We start from the raw sequence: 20,225 nt of genomic DNA on the forward strand, positions 1-20,225 counted from the left end.
ATTTTCCGGTTCCTGTGGAACCCCTGCAATTTCAGCATCTTAACGCCAATCGACAAAATAATACAAATCCCTCCAGTTGACATTTGTTCACCATTACGTTTCACTTAGGAGAAAGGGGTTTCAGGGCCAGGTTCTTAATTCTATACTAAGGTGGGATTTTGGATGACCATTAACACGCCTCTAGACAGGAAAGATAAGAAAGACAAGAATGAGAAAATGTTATTTCTATATAAATTCTTTCGTGCCCCCAAACAGATTGGAAGTGTAACCCCCAGCTCCAGGTTTCTGGCCCGCAAGATGGTCGAAGCCGTACCATGGCCGGAAATCCGGTATACCGCCGAGCTCGGTGCAGGTACCGGGGCCATTACCAAATTCATTCATAATGCCAGGAACCATCCCGGCAAATTCATTCTGTTTGAAAGGGATGCCCTTCTGCGGGGGCGATTAAGCCAGATGTATCCGGATTATACTTGCTACCCCGATGCAACCCAGATTACCAACGCTCTTCAGAGCGAAGGCATTCCACATCTTGACTGCATTCTAAGCGGCCTTCCTTTCTTCAATTTCGAACAGTCGGTCCGAGACAAGCTGCTGGAGCAAATTTTACTGTCGTTACGACCCGGCGGCTGGTTCGTCGCGTTTCAATATTCCTTTCAGATGAAGAAACAGTTGAAAGAACATTTCAATATCGAAAGCATAAATTTTGTGCCTTATAATATTCCTCCCGCCTTTGTTTATGTATGCCGGAAAGAACAGCTATCGGACTTGTTCTAGCACACACTGTACATATAAAGCCTACCTGATTCATGACCAATTCATTTCCCGTTCAGCCTTTTCAAGTCGTTTCGTTATTTTTCTTATTCTTCTATATTCTTCCACTGATCAAGATTCACTCTGTATCATTCGTATTCAAGCTTATGGCTGCGACCTGTCCCTTATTTTCCGACTCCCAGACCAACTTCACCGGCCCTATATGGAAAAGCTGGCTTCCCCTTTCTGAACAAAGGGGATTTTTTTGTGATCCGGATGAACAATTAGGACCTCTTGAAAGGTGATGAGGACTATATTCCATCATTTTTATTGCTTCCTGGAACAATCTCTGGAATACTTAATGAAGACTCTTAAGTCGATCTATACGGGGAGATTCAGCCTTCCCATGCGGAATTAATGGGATTATTTTCATTATTGTTTCAGGGAGGATTATTAATGAATGCAGAGATCAAAGTCATGACTTTCAATCTTCGGGTGGCCGTCCCTTCCGATCCTTTTGTATGGGATCAAAGGAAGCACTGGGTAGCCCAAATCATAGAAGAGCATACCCCCGATTTACTGGGAACCCAGGAAGCCACTCTTCCGATGCTCGCTTGGTTGACCGAGCGCCTATCGCCAACCTATGAGGTCTATGGAGTTAATCGGGTCGCATCCGACAAGGTTGGGGAGTTCAGCGCGGTCTTTATTAAGAAGGACAAGTTCTCCATAACGAACAAAGAGTCCTTTATGCTGTCGGAGACTCCGGAGATTATTGGAAGTATGGGATGGGATGCGCGTTGCGAGAGAATTTGTTCCTGGGTGGAGCTATCTTTGGGGAACGATACCGAGCCGGTGCTGAGATTCTTCAATACGCATCTGGATCATGCGGGCAAAATAGCCAGACAGGAAGGATTGAAGCTTACCGCGAGCAAAATCAAAGAGCTTAACGAGCAGCGGCCTCTTCCTTTTATTATAACAGGGGATTTCAACGACGTACCGGAAAGCGGACTGCTGGAAAGTGCGACCTCGCAAATTCCAATGACCAGCTGCTACGATCATCTGACCGAGATGGAGACGAAGCACACTCTGACCTTTCACGGTTATTTCGGTGGATCGGAAGGCAGACCGATCGATTACATTCTGAGCAGCAGTGAAGGACGATTCCTATCGACCTCGATCATCCGGAACCAAATCGAGAACGGGTTCCCATCAGACCATTATCCGGTTCTCTCTACTCTGCAATTCTCCAATTCATAATCTAGGTCAAGAGCTTCCGCATCGACTTTCATGCCATAGATTATAGATCATCCTAAAGATTTAGGACCCTAACTGTCCGTTTCAACCTCCCTACTCTTCTTCCGGGCAGAGCGTGATCGGGTTGATCATAGGAAGGGGTTAGGCTAGGTCATTCATTGAAAATACCGGGAGGACATCAAGGCGGTCAATCGCCTTGGATGCGCTCCGTTTATTCTGCTCTGCTCATTCGGTTTCCAAGTTTGGTTATCAGATTACGCTTCCTCCTGACAAACCATGACCAGGTTGCCATCCGGATCGGAAAGCGTGAAGTAAGCCACGCCGCCGTGACGTTCTATGCCGTGGAACACGCTTAGGTTCCGTTCGGTGGCATAGGCGTAAGCGGCATCAATGTCATGGCTGTCGAACATGAACGGGATTTCGAACGTTTCCCCACGCCGCACCCGATTATCGTCCAACAGCAAATCCGCTCCACGCGATGTAGGCACAATGTAAATCGAATCCCCTGTGTCCTCTTCACGAAGAGGTACTCCAAGCAGATCGCTGATCCACGCTGCCGCAGCCTTCATATCACGAACATTGACGAACACGCCGCCTATGCGTGGAACAATAGGACTGGATCTATGGACAGGGGCCACATCCTCGCCGCCTCCCTGCGACCAGCACACCATATACGCCCGTCCGTCCGGTGAACGGAAATTGAAGTAGGCCATACCCGTATGCCTCTCAGGTTCAAATAGAGGCTCCGCCTTAGTCTTCACATAGGCATAGGCTTCATCGATGTCGTCGCAAGGGAACATAAGGAGAGGCTGCATATCCTCGCGCCACTGCGGGTCTTTCCGGTTGTTTTCGTTGGTATCCAGAATAAGGCCGGTTCCGGGAAGATCGAACCAGTATACCGGCCCGCCATTCAACCTCTCTTCCCGCAGAGCCACACCCAGCAGCTCGCTATACCATGCCGCAGCGCGCCGCAAATCCGTTACATGGACAAATACACTGGCTATCCGATTCTGAACTTGAGCTGTGCTATTCATAGGCTCTACTCCTGTCTCGGCGCTTGCCACGCCTGAAACTTATTGCCGTCCGGATCTTTGAAGTTCAGCTGCATGCCGCAGTCTCCTTCATCCCGGATCTGTTCCTCCACCCAAGCGCCCGATGACAGCAAGGAAGCATGAAGCGAGCGAATGTCATCGGTTTCAAAACAAAGCGGAAACATTTCGAAAGGCTCTTCATCCTTAGTCCAGCCTGTGGTAGGGAAGGTCAACGGAACGCTGTTCGGACAGGGAAGCAGGAACAACCATTGTCCCTCGCCCATAATCATGATGGCTCCTCTGCCGGGTTTAACCGGGGAGCGCAGCTTCAAGCCGAGCACACGACTGTACCATTCCGCCGCAGCCTCGGCATTAGTAACAGGAAGATAGGCGCAATCTATTCTTTTAAGCAGGGCTTTGTCAGCGATAATGTTCTTCATTCTCTCCTATTCCTTTCCTGCCGGCTCCAAGGCCACATACAAATCTATTTGATTGTCCGGCTGATCCGGTTTATAACGCTCATCCCATATTTCGAAATCGAACGAATCCGGACAGCGGCCGTTCTCCCTAATCCACTTGCCATAAACAAAATCATAAGTATGGCCTAGCTCGGATTCCAGCCCATGGTGAGTCACTTTGACATATTCCCGATCGGGGAACGAACGGGACGTCATCCCTTCGGGTACCCTATCGCATCCTTCAACCAAATAGCCGATAAACTGCGTAAAAGGATCTACTTGAGCATTAAAACCCTCTTTCCGCGGGTACACCTGTACCAAGTAGACGTCGTCAGAGATACGGGACGAAATCTCATCCTTGCGACTCAGCACCGATTCATATGCTTTCTTGCCCAACTGCTGCTCGAAGATCTGGGTTAGAGAGGCATCATAGGACACACCGACCACAGTGAATCCGGGCAAACTGACAACGGAAGGCTCGTAAGAGTATTTAAGCGATGACATGGCTTATCCCTGCTTCCCTTTGGGTGAAATTGGAAAATACAGATCGATCTCGGATTCGGGATCGGTGCGGTTCCGATACCGCTGATCATAAAATTCAAACTCATACATACCTTCGTAGACGTACTCGGACTGGGGCAGCCAGTTACTCCAGAAATATTCGAAGCCTTCTCCCAATCCGTCCAGCACTCCCCGGTAAGTAACCACTGCATAAAGCGAAGCCGGAACCTCTACAGAAATCATTCCCTCCGGCAATTGGCCGAAGGAATGAACACCAACTGCGGCTATGTAGTTAAACGGATCACCCGGCTTGGTCTCGGGGGTTTGATGGATCAGCCCATAGCCACGGTACCCGACCGGATCGGCAATTTCGCAGGTACGAGCATTTAATCTATCCCACAACTTGGCAATGGCGTTCTCCGACGGTTTCTCCTCTGCGCTAAAATGTACCATCTCCTGAATGCCCACCGCCCGAAAAGCGGGCTTATGCACCAGCTTAGTTTCAATGATCATAATTAATCATTACCTCCTTCAATGTTAATTTGAATGCGATTGCAGGCAAAAATAAAGCACCGGGATTCTGATTGGATTTCTCGGCGCCTGATGACTGATATATACATTTATCACTACTTAATGATTCGATACTGCTCTGGGCTTTCCTTCCCAAGTCTTTATTTATTGAAATCCGATAGCTATCGTTCTAAATCAATTGTATCAGAACTTACGTTCTTATTCAACAGTTAACTTTGTAATTTTTGGTATATTTGCAATTTCAGGTTTCTTTCCTCTGAAAACCGCTGGTTGCACTCTGTTAGAAAAACGCTCACACCCGTTCCCTGTTGGAGCAAATGATGAGCAAAGGAAAGCCACACGCCGCATCCGGGCCGGTAAAGACATCCCAAAGACGAGCAAAAATACATTAAAATCGTCTCTATTTCCAAAAAGAAGATGAAAGACGCTCAAATGTGCAGGTCTCTTTGACAAAATGAGGCCATTTCGCAAAAATCGCTCCAAAGACCTGCGTTATCGCTTTAGAATAGGGCACCGCGCGGCTTTTTCCAGAAAAGACCTGCAGTGTTGATTGTCTTTTACACAATTCGAAGGTGAAACCTATACTTTTAATTTAAAAAAGCACCGGAACATCCTGATGTCCACGGTGCCTAATGACGGATATGCATTTTTCACTGTTTATAGTTCGATGTTGTTCCAAGATTCTCTTTCTTCCGGAAACTTTTCTTATCCGTTCCTTCCGACTGTATCTACTCCCCGGCCTCCATCCAAATCCGGTAGAGTTCATCCAGGTGCTGTTGAAGCTTGGTCCGTTCCTCAAGAAGCGGATTCCATTCTTCGGCCGATTCCCAAGACAAGGAGGCCAATTGCTCATCCAGTGCCTGAATCCAGGATTCCGCTGCGGAAATCTCCTGCTCCCACTGCTCCGGTGAGCCGGGCAGATGCTTCTCGCCGACAGGGGTGCCCGCCTTCTTCCGGCCGCTTGCTTCCGTACTCCCGCTTGTTTCCCGCTGCCTGTGCAGCGCTCCTTCCGTTGGGTCCTGTTTGGTCCTCCGCGCTTCCTTGACCTGCTGCTTGACCGCGACATCATCCTTTGCTGCGGACTGCGCCTCCCGCTTCTCCCGGTATTCATCGTAGTTTCCCTCATGAACGGTAAGGGTTCCCTGCTCCAGAGCCCATATTTTGCGTGCCAGCCGGTTGATGAAATACCGGTCGTGCGATATCGCCAGCAAGGTGCCGGGGAATTCCTCCAATGCTTCCTCCAGCGCTTCTCTTGAATCAATATCGAGATGATTGGTCGGTTCGTCCAGCAGCAGCAGATTTGGCTTGCGGAACATCAGCAGCGCCAGGCGCAGCCGGCTCCATTCCCCTCCGGACAGATTGGCTACACGCTTGAACACGTCGGCCCCATAGAACAGGAAGCGCGCCAGCTCTCCCCTCGCTCTTCCTTCCTCCATGGCCAGCTCTTCACGAAAATACTGCAGCACGGTTTTATTCTCTTCCGGCGGAGCTTCCTCCTGTGCCAAATAGCCGATCTGTACGCGCGAACCCAGGCGGATCTCGCCTTCGTCCTTCCCGGCCGGGTCAAGCAGCAGCTTCAATAATGTGCTCTTGCCCGATCCGTTGCGACCGATCAAGGCGGCCCTCTCGCCATAGAGAAGCCGTGCCCCTATTCCGTTCAGCAGCCGCTGTTCGCCGTAGGCTTTGCTTACCCCGTCCAGCTCAATCACCTGACGTCCGGAACGGTCCTCCTGCTGCAGCTGCAAATCCATAGCCTTGCGTTCCAAGATCGGCCGTTTCAGCTTCTCCATGCGGTCAAGAGCCTTCTGCATGGATGCGGCCCTCCGATGAAATGACGGATTGGGAGGATTCGCACGGTTTCCCCATTCGATTAGCTGCTTTATCGTTTCCTGCATTTTTTTGATCTTCTTCTGCTGCTCTTGATAGTCCGCGAACTGCTTCAGCAGGCGGGCTTCCTTCTCCTGCTGGTACCCCGAATAGTTGGTATGGTAGACAAAGGCTTCGCCATCCTCGATCTCGATGATCTTGACTGCGACTTTGTCCAGGAAATACCGGTCGTGGGATACTACCATCACCGTCCCGGAATACGAGCTCAGGAACGTCTCCAGCCATTCGATGGCATCCATATCCAGATGGTTGGTCGGCTCATCCAGAAGCAGAAGGTCCGGCCTCTGCAGCAGCAATGCCGCCAGGCCGACCTTCGTCTTCTCCCCGCCGGACAGCGAGGGGAAGGGCCTGTCATACTGCTCGGCAGGAATGCCCAGGCCGGCTGCCACCCGTTGAATGGAAGCCTCCATCTCATAGCCCCCGTTCTGCTCGAACAGCTCCTGAAGCTTCCCGTATTTGTCCAGCAGAGCGCTCAGCCGACTCCCGTCCGAAGCCACCTCGGGGTCCGACATCCGGACCTCCAGCTCCTTCATTTCCGTTTCCCACTGCCTTACTTCCTTATATCCCTCCGCCAGCACCTCGTAAACCGTCCGGCCGTCTTCATAAGCCGGCACCTGATTCAGCAGGCCGATCCGGGCCCCTTTGCGGATGAACACCTGGCCTTTCTCGGGCGTCAAGGTGCCGTCCATGACCCGGAAAATCGTTGTTTTTCCCGTTCCGTTGCGGCCTATGAGACCAACCCTCTCTCCTTCCCCCACTTCAAAAGTAACATTCGACAGCACCAGATTCGCGCCGTAATATTTTTGAACTTGCTGCAAGCTTACAATCATTATGATCCTCCTCCGGGCGGCCGACTCCCCGGACCGGAACCAACGGCCCCGCAGTTTCCCAAGCCTTCCGACGGCTTGCAGGACGCGGGATACCGCCGCTCAAACAAAAAAAGACCGCAGGGAACACTTCCCCGCAGCCTCAAATGTACAAAGCCATCCGTTCAGGTCAAGGCAGGAGAGTCTTTCGCCATAATTGTTGTATTCGTATAAGCATAAATGGACATACGTATCCCGTTGTATGCTGCAGCAAAGATAATGCCAAACAATGCCAGCGGCAGTTGGCTAATACGAATACGGGCAACAAAGCGATTCATCTCCTACCTCACCTCCTGTCCGACTCGTCTGAACGAGTCCATAATTGATTAACATTATATCCCAAAGGACGCCATCCGTAAAGTTTTGGCGCGTACATTTTTAATCGGGAATGAGCAGAAGGGCATCATGTTTAAAGCTCACCGCTACTTGAGTTCTTTCTATAGGCGATTCCATTGCGATTTCACGCGAGTTAAGAATAATTTAAGGGAGCGTTTCCGGTGAGTTAAGAAAGATAACCTATAATAGATTAGTAGAAATCCTATAACGGTTCAGGTAACCGCAGCAATATATGGAAAAGCCATTTATGCTTTACGAAGCGGCGTGAAAAGATGATATATTAAAATACGGAGTTTGCAAATACAGGCGGTGAATGTATGTATTCTCAATTGAATGTGCCCGAGCAACGTTTATCCAGAGATGCGGTCAAGGTATGGATCATTCGCGAAATCTTATCTAACCTGATCGTACTCATTATCCTCGGGGTCTTATTTTATCTGGACGCTCGATTTTCCTGGAAAGAGTGGATTGGCTGGATTCTGATCGGTATTACCGCAATCTATGTGCCGGTAGCGATTTGGTCTTTCATCAGCCCGTTCCTGCTTTATAAAAACTGGCGTTACGATGTCAGCGAGGAATTTTTGCAGTTAAAATCAGGGGTATTATTCGAGAAGCATCAGCTTGTCCCGATGACCAAGATTCAAGCGGTGGCCACCAATCAGGGGCCGTTGCTCAGAAAATACGGACTCTGCTCCGTTTCCATTGAAACGATGGGTTCCACCCATTCCATACCGGCTCTTCCGAAACAGGACGCTATCGACTTAAGGAATCAGATCGCTCAATATGCAAAGCTTAAGGAAGTGGAACAATGACTGGAGCCAAGCGATACCATCCGCTTCTTATCCTTTTCGACCTTTGGAAGCTGATCAGAAATTCCGGTTTTATCGCCCTCTTTTTATTCGTGATTAAAGCCGGCTCGGATTCGTACTTTATTATCTATGGCAGGCTTATTTTTTTGCTGGTTTTCGGAATTTCGCTTATTTCCATCGTACTGAAATGGTTCACCCATAAATATGTGCTGGATGACGTTTCCTTTCATCTGTACAAAGGGGTTTTCAACAAAACGGAGCAAACCGTTCCTTTCGCCAAAATTCAAAACGTCCACCGTCATACTTCGCTGTTCCATCGACTATTTAAAGTAACCTCCATTCACTTCGAAACCGGAATGGCCGGTGATGATGCAGCGGTTAAATTCGAAGTGATTTCCCCAGCGGAAGCCGATCGGATGGAAGCGAAAATAGCAGGCGCCGACCGGGAGGGAAGAGCGGAGCATTTGAATGGCGGCGATTTGGAGCAGGCTGCTTGCCAAACGGCATTACCCCGGCAGATATCGAATCGGAGCATCCATTTCGAGCCGACGAGGAAGGACATTATTAAGGCATCCTTTACTTCCTTAAGCTTCCTGGTCCTCATTCCGATTCTCGGGTCTTTGTATTCCAAAATCGATGATATTTTTCATGTGGAAAAACAAGCCGAGGGATTATTTAAGAGTATCCTGAGCTCCTGGTGGATGATAACGATCATCATCATTGTCCTCGCCGTTGCTTCTACCGCTTTCGGAATTGTCAGGACCTTTCTTAAATATGGGAAATATCAAATTTCTTCCGATCAAGATCGCATTTATATATCCAAGGGTGTGCTGGATGAAACCGCCTTTTCCATTTCAAAAGAAAGGGTACAGGCCGTCATAATCTCGCAATCCTTGATGAAAAGATGGCTCGGGCTGGCCGAAGTGAAACTGATCAGTGCAGGCAGTGCCGGTAATGAAGAGCTAGGGGGCAATTCCCTCTATCCCTATCTGCCGGTCCGTCGGGCCTATGAAATGGTATCGGAAATTTTACCGGGCTACGAGGTTTCGCAGAACATGCTCCGCCTTCCGGCCAAATCGTTGTGGATGCGCATGCTGCGGCCAAGCTGGATCTGGATCTTGGCAACGGCTGCCCTGTTTTATTTCAAACCGACCGTTTGGAAAATGGAGCAGGCCTGGTGGATGCTATCCATAGCTCTGCTTATTCTTGTCGTTATGTCCAGATTGCTGGATTTCTTCAACACGCGGTATCTGCTGAAGGATCACTTCATCCAGTTTAAAACCGGAAGTCTGGCTACCAATTTATTCGTGTCCAAACGGGAGAAGGTCATAGAAGTCCATATAACCCGGAGCCTATTTCAAAAATGGATGGGCCTCGCGTCTATCGAAACCATTAATCGGGCCAAACCGGTTCATCACGCCAGTGTGACTGATGTGCCGTTGGAGGCCGCCCGATCGTTCTACCATTGGTATGGGGGACGCCAAAATGACATCAAGGTGGAATGATTAAGAGGTTTATCGCCGGACGGATAAATCGTATTGACGATCAACCTCTATTTGGCCTCCCCGGGTTCCCCCTTCACCGTTCGCTGTCTTCTTATCTGTACCACCCCGCTTAACAGAATCAGCAAAGCGGCCGCATCGAACGATAAGTCGTAATATAACTGGTAGGGACCGGCCTTGACATGATGGACCCCCAGAATATGATGATTGACTAGTCCTTCAGCGAGATTAAACAGTCCCCCTCCAACAAGAAGCCCGCCCCAGAATATTTCCGGCCTATGACCGTTGTCCTGCGGATCGCTTTTCCACAACAGGACGGCCCCGATAAACAGGATGATCGTCACGATCAAATGAAATATGCCGTCACTGACGATTTGATGAAAGCGGTCTGTATGCATAAAAGTGCTGTGCCACTGCAAAATTTGGTGAAAAATGATCCCGTCCAGCATCCCGACCATTCCGATTCCCAATAAGAACGCCCCGGTGAAAGTATAGTTACGCACGTCCGGCCACTCTTCCTTTCTGCATGGAAATTTGTCGTTAATAGCCTGCCCGGCTTGGGGCAATCTACTCCAAAACTAAAACTCCTTCTGAATAAATAATGGAAAGGTTAATCAGAATAGTAAAATCAAGCCGCTATTTCTAATGAAGAAAGGACTGGAACCGATATGGATACTCATGACAACTCGTTTAACGATTCGCTCGAATATGTCCATCACGAGCTGCAACGCCTGCAAACGATTGCGGGTACTTTATCAACGATCGAGACCCGGCACTTCAAGGATTTGACGAATTTCGGGGACGACCGGCTGAACCAGATCGCCATTGAGGAACAGAATGCCGCCCGTCAATTGGGCGAGGTCAAGCAAATATGCCTGTCCCTGGCCCAACGGGTGGAAGAGCTGAAGAACGGCATGCAGCAATAGAACGGACAATAACAGGAGAGCTGAACATGTTCAAATGGGTAAGTAATATCATTAGAAGCGCCGTCAATGAAAGCGTGGATAAAGCGATTGAGAGAATCGCGAGGGATCAGTATACCGAGAACCTGTTCGAGATGGTTCCTTCCACCAAGAAGGTCGGTGCTGTTTCCTTGATGGAGATTATGATGCGTTCCAAATCGGGGCTGCCTCCCGCAAGACCTCTCGGAAGCCATATCCGCTTCTCGCCTTGGGAGAAGCTGCTGTTTAATCCCGTTCATCTGCATCGATTCCCGACTCCGGAAGACGTTCAGATCAATACCTCCGTTACCATCGGCAAGAAAGCGCGGAAACCGCTCACGATCTCCATCCCCATCATGATTGCAGCCATGTCTTATGGAGGAGCGCTGAGCAAAACCGCCAAAATCGCGCTTGCCCGCGCCGCTACCAAAATCGGTACGGCGACCAATACGGGGGAAGCCGGGCTGCTCGAGGAAGAGAGAGAAGCCGCTTCCCTTCTCATCGGCCAATACAATCGCGGAGGCTGGTTGAATACGCCGGATAAGTATAGCCGAATGGATGCCATTGAGATCCAGTTGGGCCAGGGGGCCCAAGGGTCCAGCCCGCAGCGGACGGCCGCCAAAAATATAGGCGTCGAATTTCGCGAGGTATACGGCATCCCGGAAGGGAAAGATGCGGTCATTCATTCCCGTCTGCCGGGCATAGACACGAAGGAGCAGTTTATTTCCCTTGTCAAGAAGCTGAGGGAAGAGACCGGGGTCCCGGTAGGTCTGAAAATAGCGGCCACCCACTTTCTGGAGGAAGAGCTGCAAATCGCTCTGGAAGCCGGGGTCGATTTCGTAACGCTGGACGGTGCCGAAGGCGGAACCCATGCTGCCGCCCCTATACTGGAGGACGATGTGGGACTGCCCACCCTGTATGCCATTACGAGGGCCTCCAAGTTTCTTGCACGCAAGGGCAGGACCGGGGATGTCAGCCTTATTGCAACCGGAGGGCTGGTCACTCCCGGGGATTGTCTGAAAGCAATCGCTTTGGGAGCCGATGCCGTCTATATGGGAACGGCCGTTATCATGGCCCTGATCAGCGACCAGATGACGAAGTCGGTGCCTTTCGAGCCCCCTACAAGCCTGGTTGTCTACAATGCGAAAATGACGGATCAGTTGGACCCGGAACGGAGCACCGAAACTTTGGTCAACTTCCTCAATGCGGCCGTACGGGAGATGGAGCTTGCATGCTACTCTCTTGGCAAGACAAGCTTGGCGGATGTGACGGCAGCCGACCTGTGCACACTCGATCCGTTTATAGCCAAGGCAACCGGCGTGGAGCTTGGGCTGGTCTCTCATGAGGAACAGGCACAATTTTTCTCCGGGCTGGAGCCTTTCCTTCCGGTAATGCCAGGCATGACCGAGCGTATAGCCGATACAGGGGATCAGCCGCCGGCCGGCGAGGCAAATCCTCTGCATTAGCTTGCGGGAAATCATCGGTATCGATTAAGGGACCGCCCCTGACAGGGACGGTCCCTTTTATATGACTACGGCTTTAAGATTACCTTGATGCAGTTATCCGATTTGGTATCGAATATTTCATATCCTTGCTTGGCTTCCAGCAGGGGCAGCCGATGGGTAATAATATCCGTCGGGTCCAGCCGACCTTCTGTAATTAACCGGTACAGCTCCGGCATATAGTGAATGACCGGCGCCTGCCCCATTTTCAACGTAACATTTCGACTGAACAGATCGCCTAGCGGAAAAGCATTATAACGCATGCCGTAAACTCCGACCAGTTGGATGGTCCCGCCTTTACGGACCGCCTGGCTGGCAATCTGGATGGCCCCCATAGCCCCGCCCTGAAGCTTCAAGGCCGATTCAACGATTTCGAGGAACGTCATCTTGCCGTCCATCCCGACACAATCAATGACGACATCCGCCCCGCCGCCGGTCATTTCCTTCAGATGGCTGCCAATGTTGTCTTCCTCTTCGAAATTGACGATTTCCACCCGGTTCGTACGCTTCGCATGCTCCAGCCGGTAGCCGATATAATCGACCGCTATGACTCTCTCCGCCCCTTTGAGCCAGGCGATCTTCTGCGCCAGCAGCCCGACCGGGCCGCACCCCAGCACAATAACCGTATCCCCCTGCTTGACTCCGGAATCGTCCACTCCCCAATATGCCGTAGGGAGAATATCCGATAGAAACAGCAGCTTCTCGTCCTCCAGCTCACAATCTTCCGGAACCTTGAAGGCCGTAAAGTTGGCGAACGGAACCCGCAGCAGCTCCGCTTGTCCGCCGGCATAGCCGCCGTATGTTTCCGAGTAGCCGAAGAAGCCTCCCGCCTCCCCATGCGGATTGGAATTATCGCACTGGCTTTCCAGGTTGTTGGTGCAATAGAAGCATTGCCCGCAAGCAACGGTGAAGGGAATGATGACGCGATCCCCCTTCTTCACCTTCGTTACGTCTGGCCCGACTTCCTCGACAACTCCCATCGGTTCATGCCCGATAATATAATCGGCGGGCAGATTCGGTATCATTCCGTGAATCAGATGCAGATCGGAGCCGCAAATCGCCGAACTGGTTATTCGTACGATTACATCATCGCTCTTCTCGATCCGGGGCTCCTGCACTTCCTTGACCTGAACGTCCTTAATTCCTTGATAGGTGACTGCTTTCAACGGGAAATCCCTCTTTTCCTGTAATCTTGGGTGTACAAAACAGCCTGCAATCATTCAGCCCCAAATTTGCGGGCCCGGTTTTTCACCGGACCGGTTATTTTAACGAGAGTAGGTATTCAATCAAGGCGTCCTGCTGCTCTTTAGTAAATCCGGTGGTTGAATCCACCCAATGCTCATGCCCGATACCAGCCACATGCACCTCCTTCAGCGTCTGCGACTGCTCGTTGGCCGCGATGACTTGCTGCCTCAGCTTCTTATCGATCAGCGCGCGTAAGCTATTGGCCGGATCCGGTTCCACCCCCTGCATGAAGGTGCCGGGAATCCCCACCTGCGCAAGGTCCGGGCCAACTGCTACCCCTCCGTCATGCAGATACGGGGCCGTCCAGCGAAGCCCGATCAGCCCCTTAACCTTATATCCTCCCGGGGACTCCCCCCAGGCAAAGGCCAGCTTCATTTGCTCCGGATCGAGATGGCCCGTGGGAACTTCAAGCACCTTCGCCCCGCGCGGAACCGGAACCGGGGTATCCGGGGCAAACATCGTGGTCGGTCCGAACAATCTCTCCGTTTTCTTAAGCGCCTTGGCCCGGGAAGGCTCCGTACCGATGACCGCAGACGAAATCACGCGGTTGTTGGTGAAGGCTTCTCCGGAATGACAGGAAATGCACTGCGCCCGTTGGAAAACGGTCCTTCCCAATTCCAATACATCGGCTTTCGTCTTCTCCCGGCGCTCAGGGGGAACTAATGTATTCTGGAATGCCGCCATCCCGTTAACCTGTTCCCCTACCTTAAAGCCGCGCGAGCTGATGAATAATCCATCCGGGGCCATCAGGGTCAAATTGGGGAAGGAAGGGGGTTTGATCATTTCGTTGACCCCCGGCACCCCCGGAGTCGGGTCCACCTTGGCCAAAAACTCCGAAGGCTTCAAGCCGCTTCGGGGATCGTAGCGATATCGGGGATTGGCCGAATTCTGCAGAAGAATTCCCAGATAAACCTCCTTGTCCAGACCGAACAATTCCGGGCTCGCTTCCACCTGTGCCAGGGAATCCGAGTTCTGAGCATGAACATTATTGCTGAACGCACTCAGCCCGTGGAAAGGGCCTGCCGCAGCAAACCCGCTCCACCCGTAGGGATGGCCGCCCTTGGTGAAGGAATCCGGAATCTGGGAAGGGTTGCTGGCCATATCGATTGTTGAATCGAAATTGCCCGGCGGCCATTTGGCCAAATTTTCGTCCACCGCCTTCTCCAGCGCCGCAGGGTCGGGCAGAACCGCCGTATGATTGTCCGATGTCGGAACGGTCCGGTTCAAATCCTTGATAAATTTGGCGACGTTCTCGACGTCGGTATGTGTGAAATAGACGCTGGTGTTAGTAGCCAAGGCCAGAACAAGACCTGCATTGAGATCGGAGTTCGGTGCTCCTTCGATGACGTGCTTCGTCTCCCGGTCGACGGTAGCGTGGCAAGCCATGCAGCTGATCCCTACCTTCAACCGGCCTTGCGAAAATTTCACCGGCATGCCCAATGGGGCGTAAGCTCCCTTGGGCACATCGATTCCCGTATCGATCATCTCGCCCTTCTTATAAACCTTGTCTCCGATGGCCACATCCTCCGCCAATTCCACCCTTAAATTTGATGTTCCCTGTCCCTTAAGCTGCATAATGGCCTTGGCCATATTTCTGATCGTCAGCGGTCCGTCCACAATGCCAACAATGTCCGTCAGAAAAACTTCATTGCCGAAGGTTTCCTTGTACATGGCTTTCCTCCCGAGCTTCAGCAAGGCCTCATCAATCGCAATGGCCCCGTTCCCGGAGGAGAGCATGGCAGTATCTGCCAGCATCGTACCGCCTTCCCGTTTCGTTATGGTCTGGCCCCATAAATCATATTCCTGTCCTCCCTCCCCCTTCATCCGGGCATCCGATGGGGGATTCATGACTTGGCTTGCCGGAGGAACGTAGGCATATTCGGGTTCCCACCAGAACAGAACGACATATGCCGCACTTAATAGTAGAACAGGCAGTCCTACAACCAACCATCGTTTCCTTTTCATATAAGACTCCTCATTGTCACTCTCTTACTGGGTTAATGCCATCCGTAGTATAGGTTTTCCCGGGGGGCTCATAATCATCCGGTTGATGGCAAACGGGAGAATTAACGGCTGCAGCGGAGAAGAAATGGCTTTGCGGTCGGGGATGTCCCCCCAGCTATGGTGGTCATTTTCACGCTTCATTCTTCAGACGCATGGAGAAACACTGGACAAGCATCCCCTTCTGAAGGCTATACTGGTTTAGAGGGGGAGGAATCTATGAATGCAGTTTATTCGTTAACGATGGAGGAACGGGATTCGATTCTGAATCAATTGTCCGAGGAGCAGAGAGTATTTTTGGCGGATACGTTAAAACGCAGCCGAAGAACGGTGTTCGCCCGGCATATGGCGGCCAGAAAAGGAGCCCGCATACCGGAAACAGCCACTTACGAGGAAATAGAGCATCTTCTGGAGGACTGGATTTACGTAGGATATATAGATGCCGGGGTGCGCAGCACGGATTTAAAATGCGAATGCGGCGCTTCCCTTAGGTACCAGCATCATGTGGAAAATAAGAAGGACGGCAGGGTGCTCAAGCTGGGCATCAAGCACTTGGAGGAGCATACATTAATCGATGCCAAAATAGTCAGTCAAATTATAAAAGGCTTCGATGTCCTTGATCAGGAACAGTTCGAAATACTGGTGAAATATCGTGACGGCTGGCAGCTCTCCGATTATTTTACTCTGCCTCTTCCAGACGGCTTCGAAGTTCCGAAGGATATCGCCGGCCATCTCGAGCTTGGGCTGCCGCTTCTGGACAGGCAGGTGGCCAGGCTGCAGGAAAGCCTCAGGAAATTTCGCGACAGCCGGCCGCCCTCGACCTTCGAACCGGCCGGACATGCTTTGCCGGCAATGGACGCGCTCCATGCTGCAAGCCAACCCACCCTAAGCTTGAATACGGATGATGACGATCCACAGCTTTCCTTCGATTTGTTCGATATGGAGCAGCCTCAGACCGTCCCTGATCGGCCGGCGGACCACACTTATCCGGTGCCCGGACTGAGCTCCTCTCTTCAAGCGGCGGTTCGCCACTACCTATTGCAGGGAATCCGCTCCGCACGCGTCCTGTCCGAACTATTAATTCAGCATCATCATGCGGATGACAGCCGATATATTACGGAAAAGCCGCATATCTATCCTTTGGTCTCTATGTACATCGACCGCATAATGGCCGAGGAGGGGATTTGCCGGCTTGTCTCCCGGGATCACGAGGACCGTTTATACGAATTAACGGACCCGGAAGGCGACTCTTTATGAATATTGTGCCGCCGCACCCGGCTTCAAGGCCGGGCGGCCGGCATTCTCTGTCCTCGTTAATCCGGTACATCCTCCGGCAGTCCCTACCCTTCTAAATCATCCAGTCGTTCCATTCTTCACGCCGTTTATTAATAGAATGCAGCCAATCCGTCGTTATCTTAAGCAGCTGGGCAGTATGCTCCGAGGAAGAGAAGGTATGGTTCGCCTGCAGTATAACTTCCTTGTCGCATTGGCCGAGCGACCGCAGCCAGAACATTTTCTGATACAGGAAGCAATAGTCTACCGGCACGTCCTCATCGGCCGAGCCGTGAACGACCAGAACATCGCCATTGAACTTGCCGGCTTCCTGAAACGGATGCTGGCCGGTCATGGATTCGAAGAAGCCCGCCGTCAGGCGGTATCCGCTGTAATCAGCCTGCCCGGATTTAACCGCCTGTTCATAGACCGAATCTCCCACGATACGTACAATATCGCTTAACGGATTTGCCACGGCGGCCCAGAGCACGAGGGACTTCACCCGTTTGTCCTTGGCAGCGGTCAGAACGGCGACCGCCCCGCCCAAGCTGTGACCGAGCAGAATCACCCTCTCGGGATCAATGCAATCGATCTCCAATCCGTAATCGATTGCTCTGCGGGTTTGCTCGACCAGATGATTCAGGCCCTGTGCCCCATATTCACCGCTGCTCTCCCCGCACCCGACATAATCAAAGCGGATGACCATGAAGCCCTGACGGCTAAGCCGGCGCGCTGTCTTGACGAACAGCCGGTCCGTCCCGATCCGGTTGCCGATGAAGCCATGGCAAATAATGACCAGCGGCCAGCGGCAGTGATCCGCCCCCTTCTCGGCATTGTCCATCTCCGGATAATGGATCGTAGCAGCCAGTTGTTCATGGTTCCAATTCATCGTAAAATGACGTTCCATCCTTCGTCCTCCCCTAATTTTGCTAAAGTCCCCCTGAATCCGATCCTTTATCATAAATTATTCCGATGCGCTTGCTTGGTTTAATATATAAAAAAGATAGCACCCCTGTGCAAGAAAATCAATAGCAAACATCGGGGAGCCGAAAAATAACTCGGAGAAGTTTGTACGATATTTCATACAGAGGCGACCCTTCTACAGGGCTTGTCTGTCCATCTGTACGATTATTCATGCAAATAAAGGACTCTACCCGACTTATCTACTTTTCGGAGAATCTCCGGATGTATTATGTCAGCGTAAACGCACTGTCTATGGGGGGGATGGACGGTTAGCTGGTTCGGGCTGATTCCAGTTTCGCTATTCCGTCTCTCTCGGCTGAGAAAGCAAGAGGGGGCTAGACGCCCCTCCTCCTAGCTGTATCCCAAAGCATCTGCCTGCTTCAGGGTTTCTCTGAATTCGTCATGAATTTTACCGTTACTCGCGAGAACGTTGCGAACGGATAAACTATAAGGCGTGCCATACGTATCCGTTATTTTCCCTCCGGCCTCCTGCACCAGCAGGGCTCCCGCAGCCATGTCCCAGGCGTTCAAACCGATTTCCCAGAAGCCCGACAGTCTTCCGGCGGCCACATACGCCAGATGAAGGGCTGCCGATCCGGCCGTCCGCACATTTCTTACCTGCGGAGTGATAGCCTGCAAGCCTGTCAAATTAACGGGCAGGGCGCTGCGATCTGCCGGGAAGCCTGTCCCGATCAAGCTGTCGGACAGCCGTGTTTCCCCGGAAACTTCTATCCTTTGGCCTCTCAGATAAGCGCCTTTGCCCTTCTCCGCAACGAACAGCTCGTCCCGGGACGGATCATAGACCACCCCTACAATAGGCTCTCCCTTGTAAGCCAGCGCTATAGATACCGAGAAGAACGGGAAGCCGTGGATAAAATTCGTTGTACCGTCTATCGGATCGACAATCCATAAATATTCGGTATCCCGGTGAGCTTCCAATGCTTCGGCGGATGCCTCCGCTCCAGGCTCGACCCCTTCCTCTCCCAGGAACGAATGATGCGGAAAGTGAGTCATAATTAAATTGCGAATAAGCGCTTCGCTGCCCTTGTCCACTTCGGTAACCAAATCGTGCGAGGAAGTCTTCATAGCGAGCTTGGTATGAGAGCCGAGCTTGCTCTTGATCCATTCTCCCGCCTTGGCGGCCGTATTGACAGCGACCGCGGTAAAGCTCTTACTGCCTACCGTGTACACTTCCCTGTCCTGAGTATTCAACTTTATCAACTCTTTCTATATTAATCCTGATTCTGTGTATATATTTTAGTATATTCCATAATACAGTATCATTTCTACGACATTTCATCCAGCTATCCGGATTAGAGCCAAATTCCGCTAGCCCCCATCCAAATCATCCGGGCGGCCAATACAATCAAGGTCATTCTCAGCAGCCAAAGCAACCGGTTGCCGCTTAATCGGGAAGCCACTATGGCACCCAGCCAGCCGCCGATTAAAGCTCCGGGAGCAAGAGCGGCAAAACTGACCCAATCTACCTCCCCGAATATCACATGAGTTACACTGCCCAGTACGGCACTCAGCAGAATGACAAACATCGAAGTGGCTGCGGCTATATGAGGCGGATAACCAAAAAGCAGTACCATAATAGGAACGAATAAAGAACCGCCTCCGATACCGAACAGGCCGGAAGTCAATCCCACGACGAAGCCGGTGATCAGGGCCGGAACAACGGAATATCCGTATACATAGGTTTGGCCCGCAGCGTCGGTAAATTCCCTGCGAACCTTCCATCGGAAATCAAAAGGCTTCAAATGATCTCTTGCAATCAGCAGAAGCGCCATGAACAGCATAAATCCGCCAAAGGCTAGTTGAAAAACATTCTGGTCAAGGCTTCCCGTCAAGGCTGCGCCCAGCATGGCCGCGGGACCGCTGGATGCGAAATAAAGCCAGCCGCTGCGAAAATCTATTCTTCTTCGTTTGGCATAAGTCAATGTCGAGGTCAAGGCCGTCAGGATGAGCACGGCAAGAGAAGTGCCTACAGCGACTTGCGCCGAAATTTCTTGTCCCAGCAGCATCGGGGCTATACTTATAAGAGCGGGAACGATGATAATTCCGCCGCCTAATCCTACAATACTTCCGAAGGTGGCAGAAACCATCCCGATCACAAGCATTAGAAGAAACGCCAACAAGTTTCCGCCTTCTTTCTGTTCGGGTTTACCTTAAGTTCAGCAACCATCTTACCATAACTGTCCTTATGCGGCAAAGTAAGGGGAACGACTAATTCGGGAGGAGATAACGATCTATGTGAGCGCTCTAATTTCCGCGAAAGATACTATCCAATAATGTCCAATGGAAAAAAAAACTACGACTGACCAATTAACATACAATACTTATTTTCTGTTTCCTTGAGGTACTTTGCAGGAT

At 51.3% G+C, this 20,225-nt stretch carries 19 protein-coding genes; 7 read left to right on the forward strand and 12 right to left on the reverse strand.

Translation table 11 applies throughout. From position 1 onward, the window contains the following. The first annotated feature begins 162 nt into the window (after positions 1 to 162). The gene (locus tag ACFQ03_RS03935) at positions 163 to 774 is read left to right on the forward strand and encodes a class I SAM-dependent methyltransferase (protein WP_379286207.1); all 612 of its coding nucleotides are present in this window, start codon (positions 163 to 165) and stop codon (positions 772 to 774) included. A gap of 432 nt (positions 775 to 1,206) precedes the next feature. Continuing rightward, positions 1,207 to 2,007, forward strand: a complete 801-nt coding sequence (locus ACFQ03_RS03940) for an endonuclease/exonuclease/phosphatase family protein (RefSeq protein WP_379286209.1) — start codon at positions 1,207 to 1,209, stop codon at positions 2,005 to 2,007. A gap of 251 nt (positions 2,008 to 2,258) precedes the next feature. Here ACFQ03_RS03940 and ACFQ03_RS03945 read toward each other — a convergent pair whose 3' ends face one another. The 6 genes from ACFQ03_RS03945 to ACFQ03_RS03970 all read right to left on the reverse strand — a co-directional run bounded on the left by ACFQ03_RS03945 (position 2,259) and on the right by ACFQ03_RS03970 (position 7,556). Further along, positions 2,259 to 3,038 carry a VOC family protein gene (locus tag ACFQ03_RS03945; RefSeq protein WP_379286211.1) on the reverse strand — a complete coding sequence of 260 codons (780 nt, stop codon included), beginning with the start codon at positions 3,036 to 3,038 and terminating at the stop codon, positions 2,259 to 2,261. Between the two features lie 5 nt (positions 3,039 to 3,043). Continuing rightward, positions 3,044 to 3,475: a VOC family protein gene (locus tag ACFQ03_RS03950; protein WP_379286213.1), complete on the reverse strand. Its 432-nt coding sequence runs from the start codon at positions 3,473 to 3,475 to the stop codon at positions 3,044 to 3,046. A 6-nt stretch (positions 3,476 to 3,481) separates the two neighbouring features. Continuing rightward, positions 3,482 to 3,997, reverse strand: a complete 516-nt coding sequence (locus ACFQ03_RS03955) for a GyrI-like domain-containing protein (RefSeq protein ID WP_144940923.1) — start codon at positions 3,995 to 3,997, stop codon at positions 3,482 to 3,484. A gap of 3 nt (positions 3,998 to 4,000) precedes the next feature. Continuing rightward, positions 4,001 to 4,507, reverse strand: coding sequence for a GyrI-like domain-containing protein (locus ACFQ03_RS03960; RefSeq protein WP_144940926.1), 507 nt, complete (start codon positions 4,505 to 4,507; stop codon positions 4,001 to 4,003). 746 nt (positions 4,508 to 5,253) lie between these two features. Further along, positions 5,254 to 7,242 (reverse strand): ribosomal protection-like ABC-F family protein, encoded by a 1,989-nt coding sequence (gene abc-f, locus ACFQ03_RS03965; RefSeq protein WP_379286216.1) that lies wholly within the window; start codon positions 7,240 to 7,242, stop codon positions 5,254 to 5,256. A 161-nt stretch (positions 7,243 to 7,403) separates the two neighbouring features. Further along, on the reverse strand, positions 7,404 to 7,556 hold the full coding sequence (locus ACFQ03_RS03970) for a hypothetical protein (protein WP_186328482.1): 153 nt from the start codon (positions 7,554 to 7,556) through the stop codon (positions 7,404 to 7,406). Between the two features lie 375 nt (positions 7,557 to 7,931). On the opposite strand from ACFQ03_RS03970, the gene ACFQ03_RS03975 reads away from it, so the two are divergent. Both ACFQ03_RS03975 and ACFQ03_RS03980 read left to right on the forward strand, forming a co-directional pair. Then, on the forward strand, positions 7,932 to 8,426 hold the full coding sequence (locus ACFQ03_RS03975; protein ID WP_379286218.1) for a PH domain-containing protein: 495 nt from the start codon (positions 7,932 to 7,934) through the stop codon (positions 8,424 to 8,426). After that, positions 8,423 to 9,928: a PH domain-containing protein gene (locus tag ACFQ03_RS03980; RefSeq protein ID WP_379286220.1), complete on the forward strand. Its 1,506-nt coding sequence runs from the start codon at positions 8,423 to 8,425 to the stop codon at positions 9,926 to 9,928. The genes ACFQ03_RS03975 and ACFQ03_RS03980 overlap by 4 nt, the downstream gene beginning before the upstream one ends. Positions 9,929 to 9,975: 47 nt before the next feature. Here ACFQ03_RS03980 and ACFQ03_RS03985 read toward each other — a convergent pair whose 3' ends face one another. Then, the gene (locus ACFQ03_RS03985) at positions 9,976 to 10,428 is read right to left on the reverse strand and encodes a DUF2243 domain-containing protein (protein WP_379286222.1); all 453 of its coding nucleotides are present in this window, start codon (positions 10,426 to 10,428) and stop codon (positions 9,976 to 9,978) included. A 165-nt stretch (positions 10,429 to 10,593) separates the two neighbouring features. On the opposite strand from ACFQ03_RS03985, the gene ACFQ03_RS03990 reads away from it, so the two are divergent. After that, a complete protein-coding gene (locus tag ACFQ03_RS03990; RefSeq protein WP_379286224.1) occupies positions 10,594 to 10,851 on the forward strand; it encodes a hypothetical protein in 258 nt (85 codons plus the stop codon). A 26-nt stretch (positions 10,852 to 10,877) separates the two neighbouring features. After that, the gene (locus ACFQ03_RS03995; protein ID WP_379286226.1) at positions 10,878 to 12,332 is read left to right on the forward strand and encodes an FMN-binding glutamate synthase family protein; all 1,455 of its coding nucleotides are present in this window, start codon (positions 10,878 to 10,880) and stop codon (positions 12,330 to 12,332) included. 65 nt (positions 12,333 to 12,397) lie between these two features. On the opposite strand, the gene ACFQ03_RS04000 is transcribed toward ACFQ03_RS03995, so the two are convergent. Continuing rightward, on the reverse strand, positions 12,398 to 13,534 hold the full coding sequence (locus ACFQ03_RS04000; RefSeq protein ID WP_379286228.1) for a zinc-dependent alcohol dehydrogenase: 1,137 nt from the start codon (positions 13,532 to 13,534) through the stop codon (positions 12,398 to 12,400). Positions 13,535 to 13,628: 94 nt separating this feature from the next. After that, the gene (locus ACFQ03_RS04005; protein ID WP_379286230.1) at positions 13,629 to 15,578 is read right to left on the reverse strand and encodes an electron transport protein; all 1,950 of its coding nucleotides are present in this window, start codon (positions 15,576 to 15,578) and stop codon (positions 13,629 to 13,631) included. Between the two features lie 255 nt (positions 15,579 to 15,833). On the opposite strand from ACFQ03_RS04005, the gene ACFQ03_RS04010 reads away from it, so the two are divergent. Then, positions 15,834 to 16,871, forward strand: coding sequence for a DUF3895 domain-containing protein (locus ACFQ03_RS04010; RefSeq protein WP_379286232.1), 1,038 nt, complete (start codon positions 15,834 to 15,836; stop codon positions 16,869 to 16,871). 91 nt (positions 16,872 to 16,962) lie between these two features. On the opposite strand, the gene ACFQ03_RS04015 is transcribed toward ACFQ03_RS04010, so the two are convergent. The 3 genes from ACFQ03_RS04015 to ACFQ03_RS04025 all read right to left on the reverse strand — a co-directional run bounded on the left by ACFQ03_RS04015 (position 16,963) and on the right by ACFQ03_RS04025 (position 19,987). Then, a complete protein-coding gene (locus tag ACFQ03_RS04015; RefSeq protein WP_144934517.1) occupies positions 16,963 to 17,793 on the reverse strand; it encodes an alpha/beta hydrolase family protein in 831 nt (276 codons plus the stop codon). 407 nt (positions 17,794 to 18,200) lie between these two features. Next, positions 18,201 to 19,061 carry an inositol monophosphatase family protein gene (locus ACFQ03_RS04020; RefSeq protein ID WP_144934515.1) on the reverse strand — a complete coding sequence of 287 codons (861 nt, stop codon included), beginning with the start codon at positions 19,059 to 19,061 and terminating at the stop codon, positions 18,201 to 18,203. Positions 19,062 to 19,162: 101 nt separating this feature from the next. After that, complete coding sequence (locus ACFQ03_RS04025) at positions 19,163 to 19,987, reverse strand: sulfite exporter TauE/SafE family protein (protein ID WP_379286235.1); 825 nt, start codon at positions 19,985 to 19,987, stop codon at positions 19,163 to 19,165. Between the last annotated feature and the right edge of the window lie 238 nt (positions 19,988 to 20,225).

Source organism: Paenibacillus residui (assembly GCF_042677205.1).
Classification (GTDB): Bacteria; Bacillota; Bacilli; order Paenibacillales; family NBRC-103111; genus Paenibacillus_L; species Paenibacillus_L residui.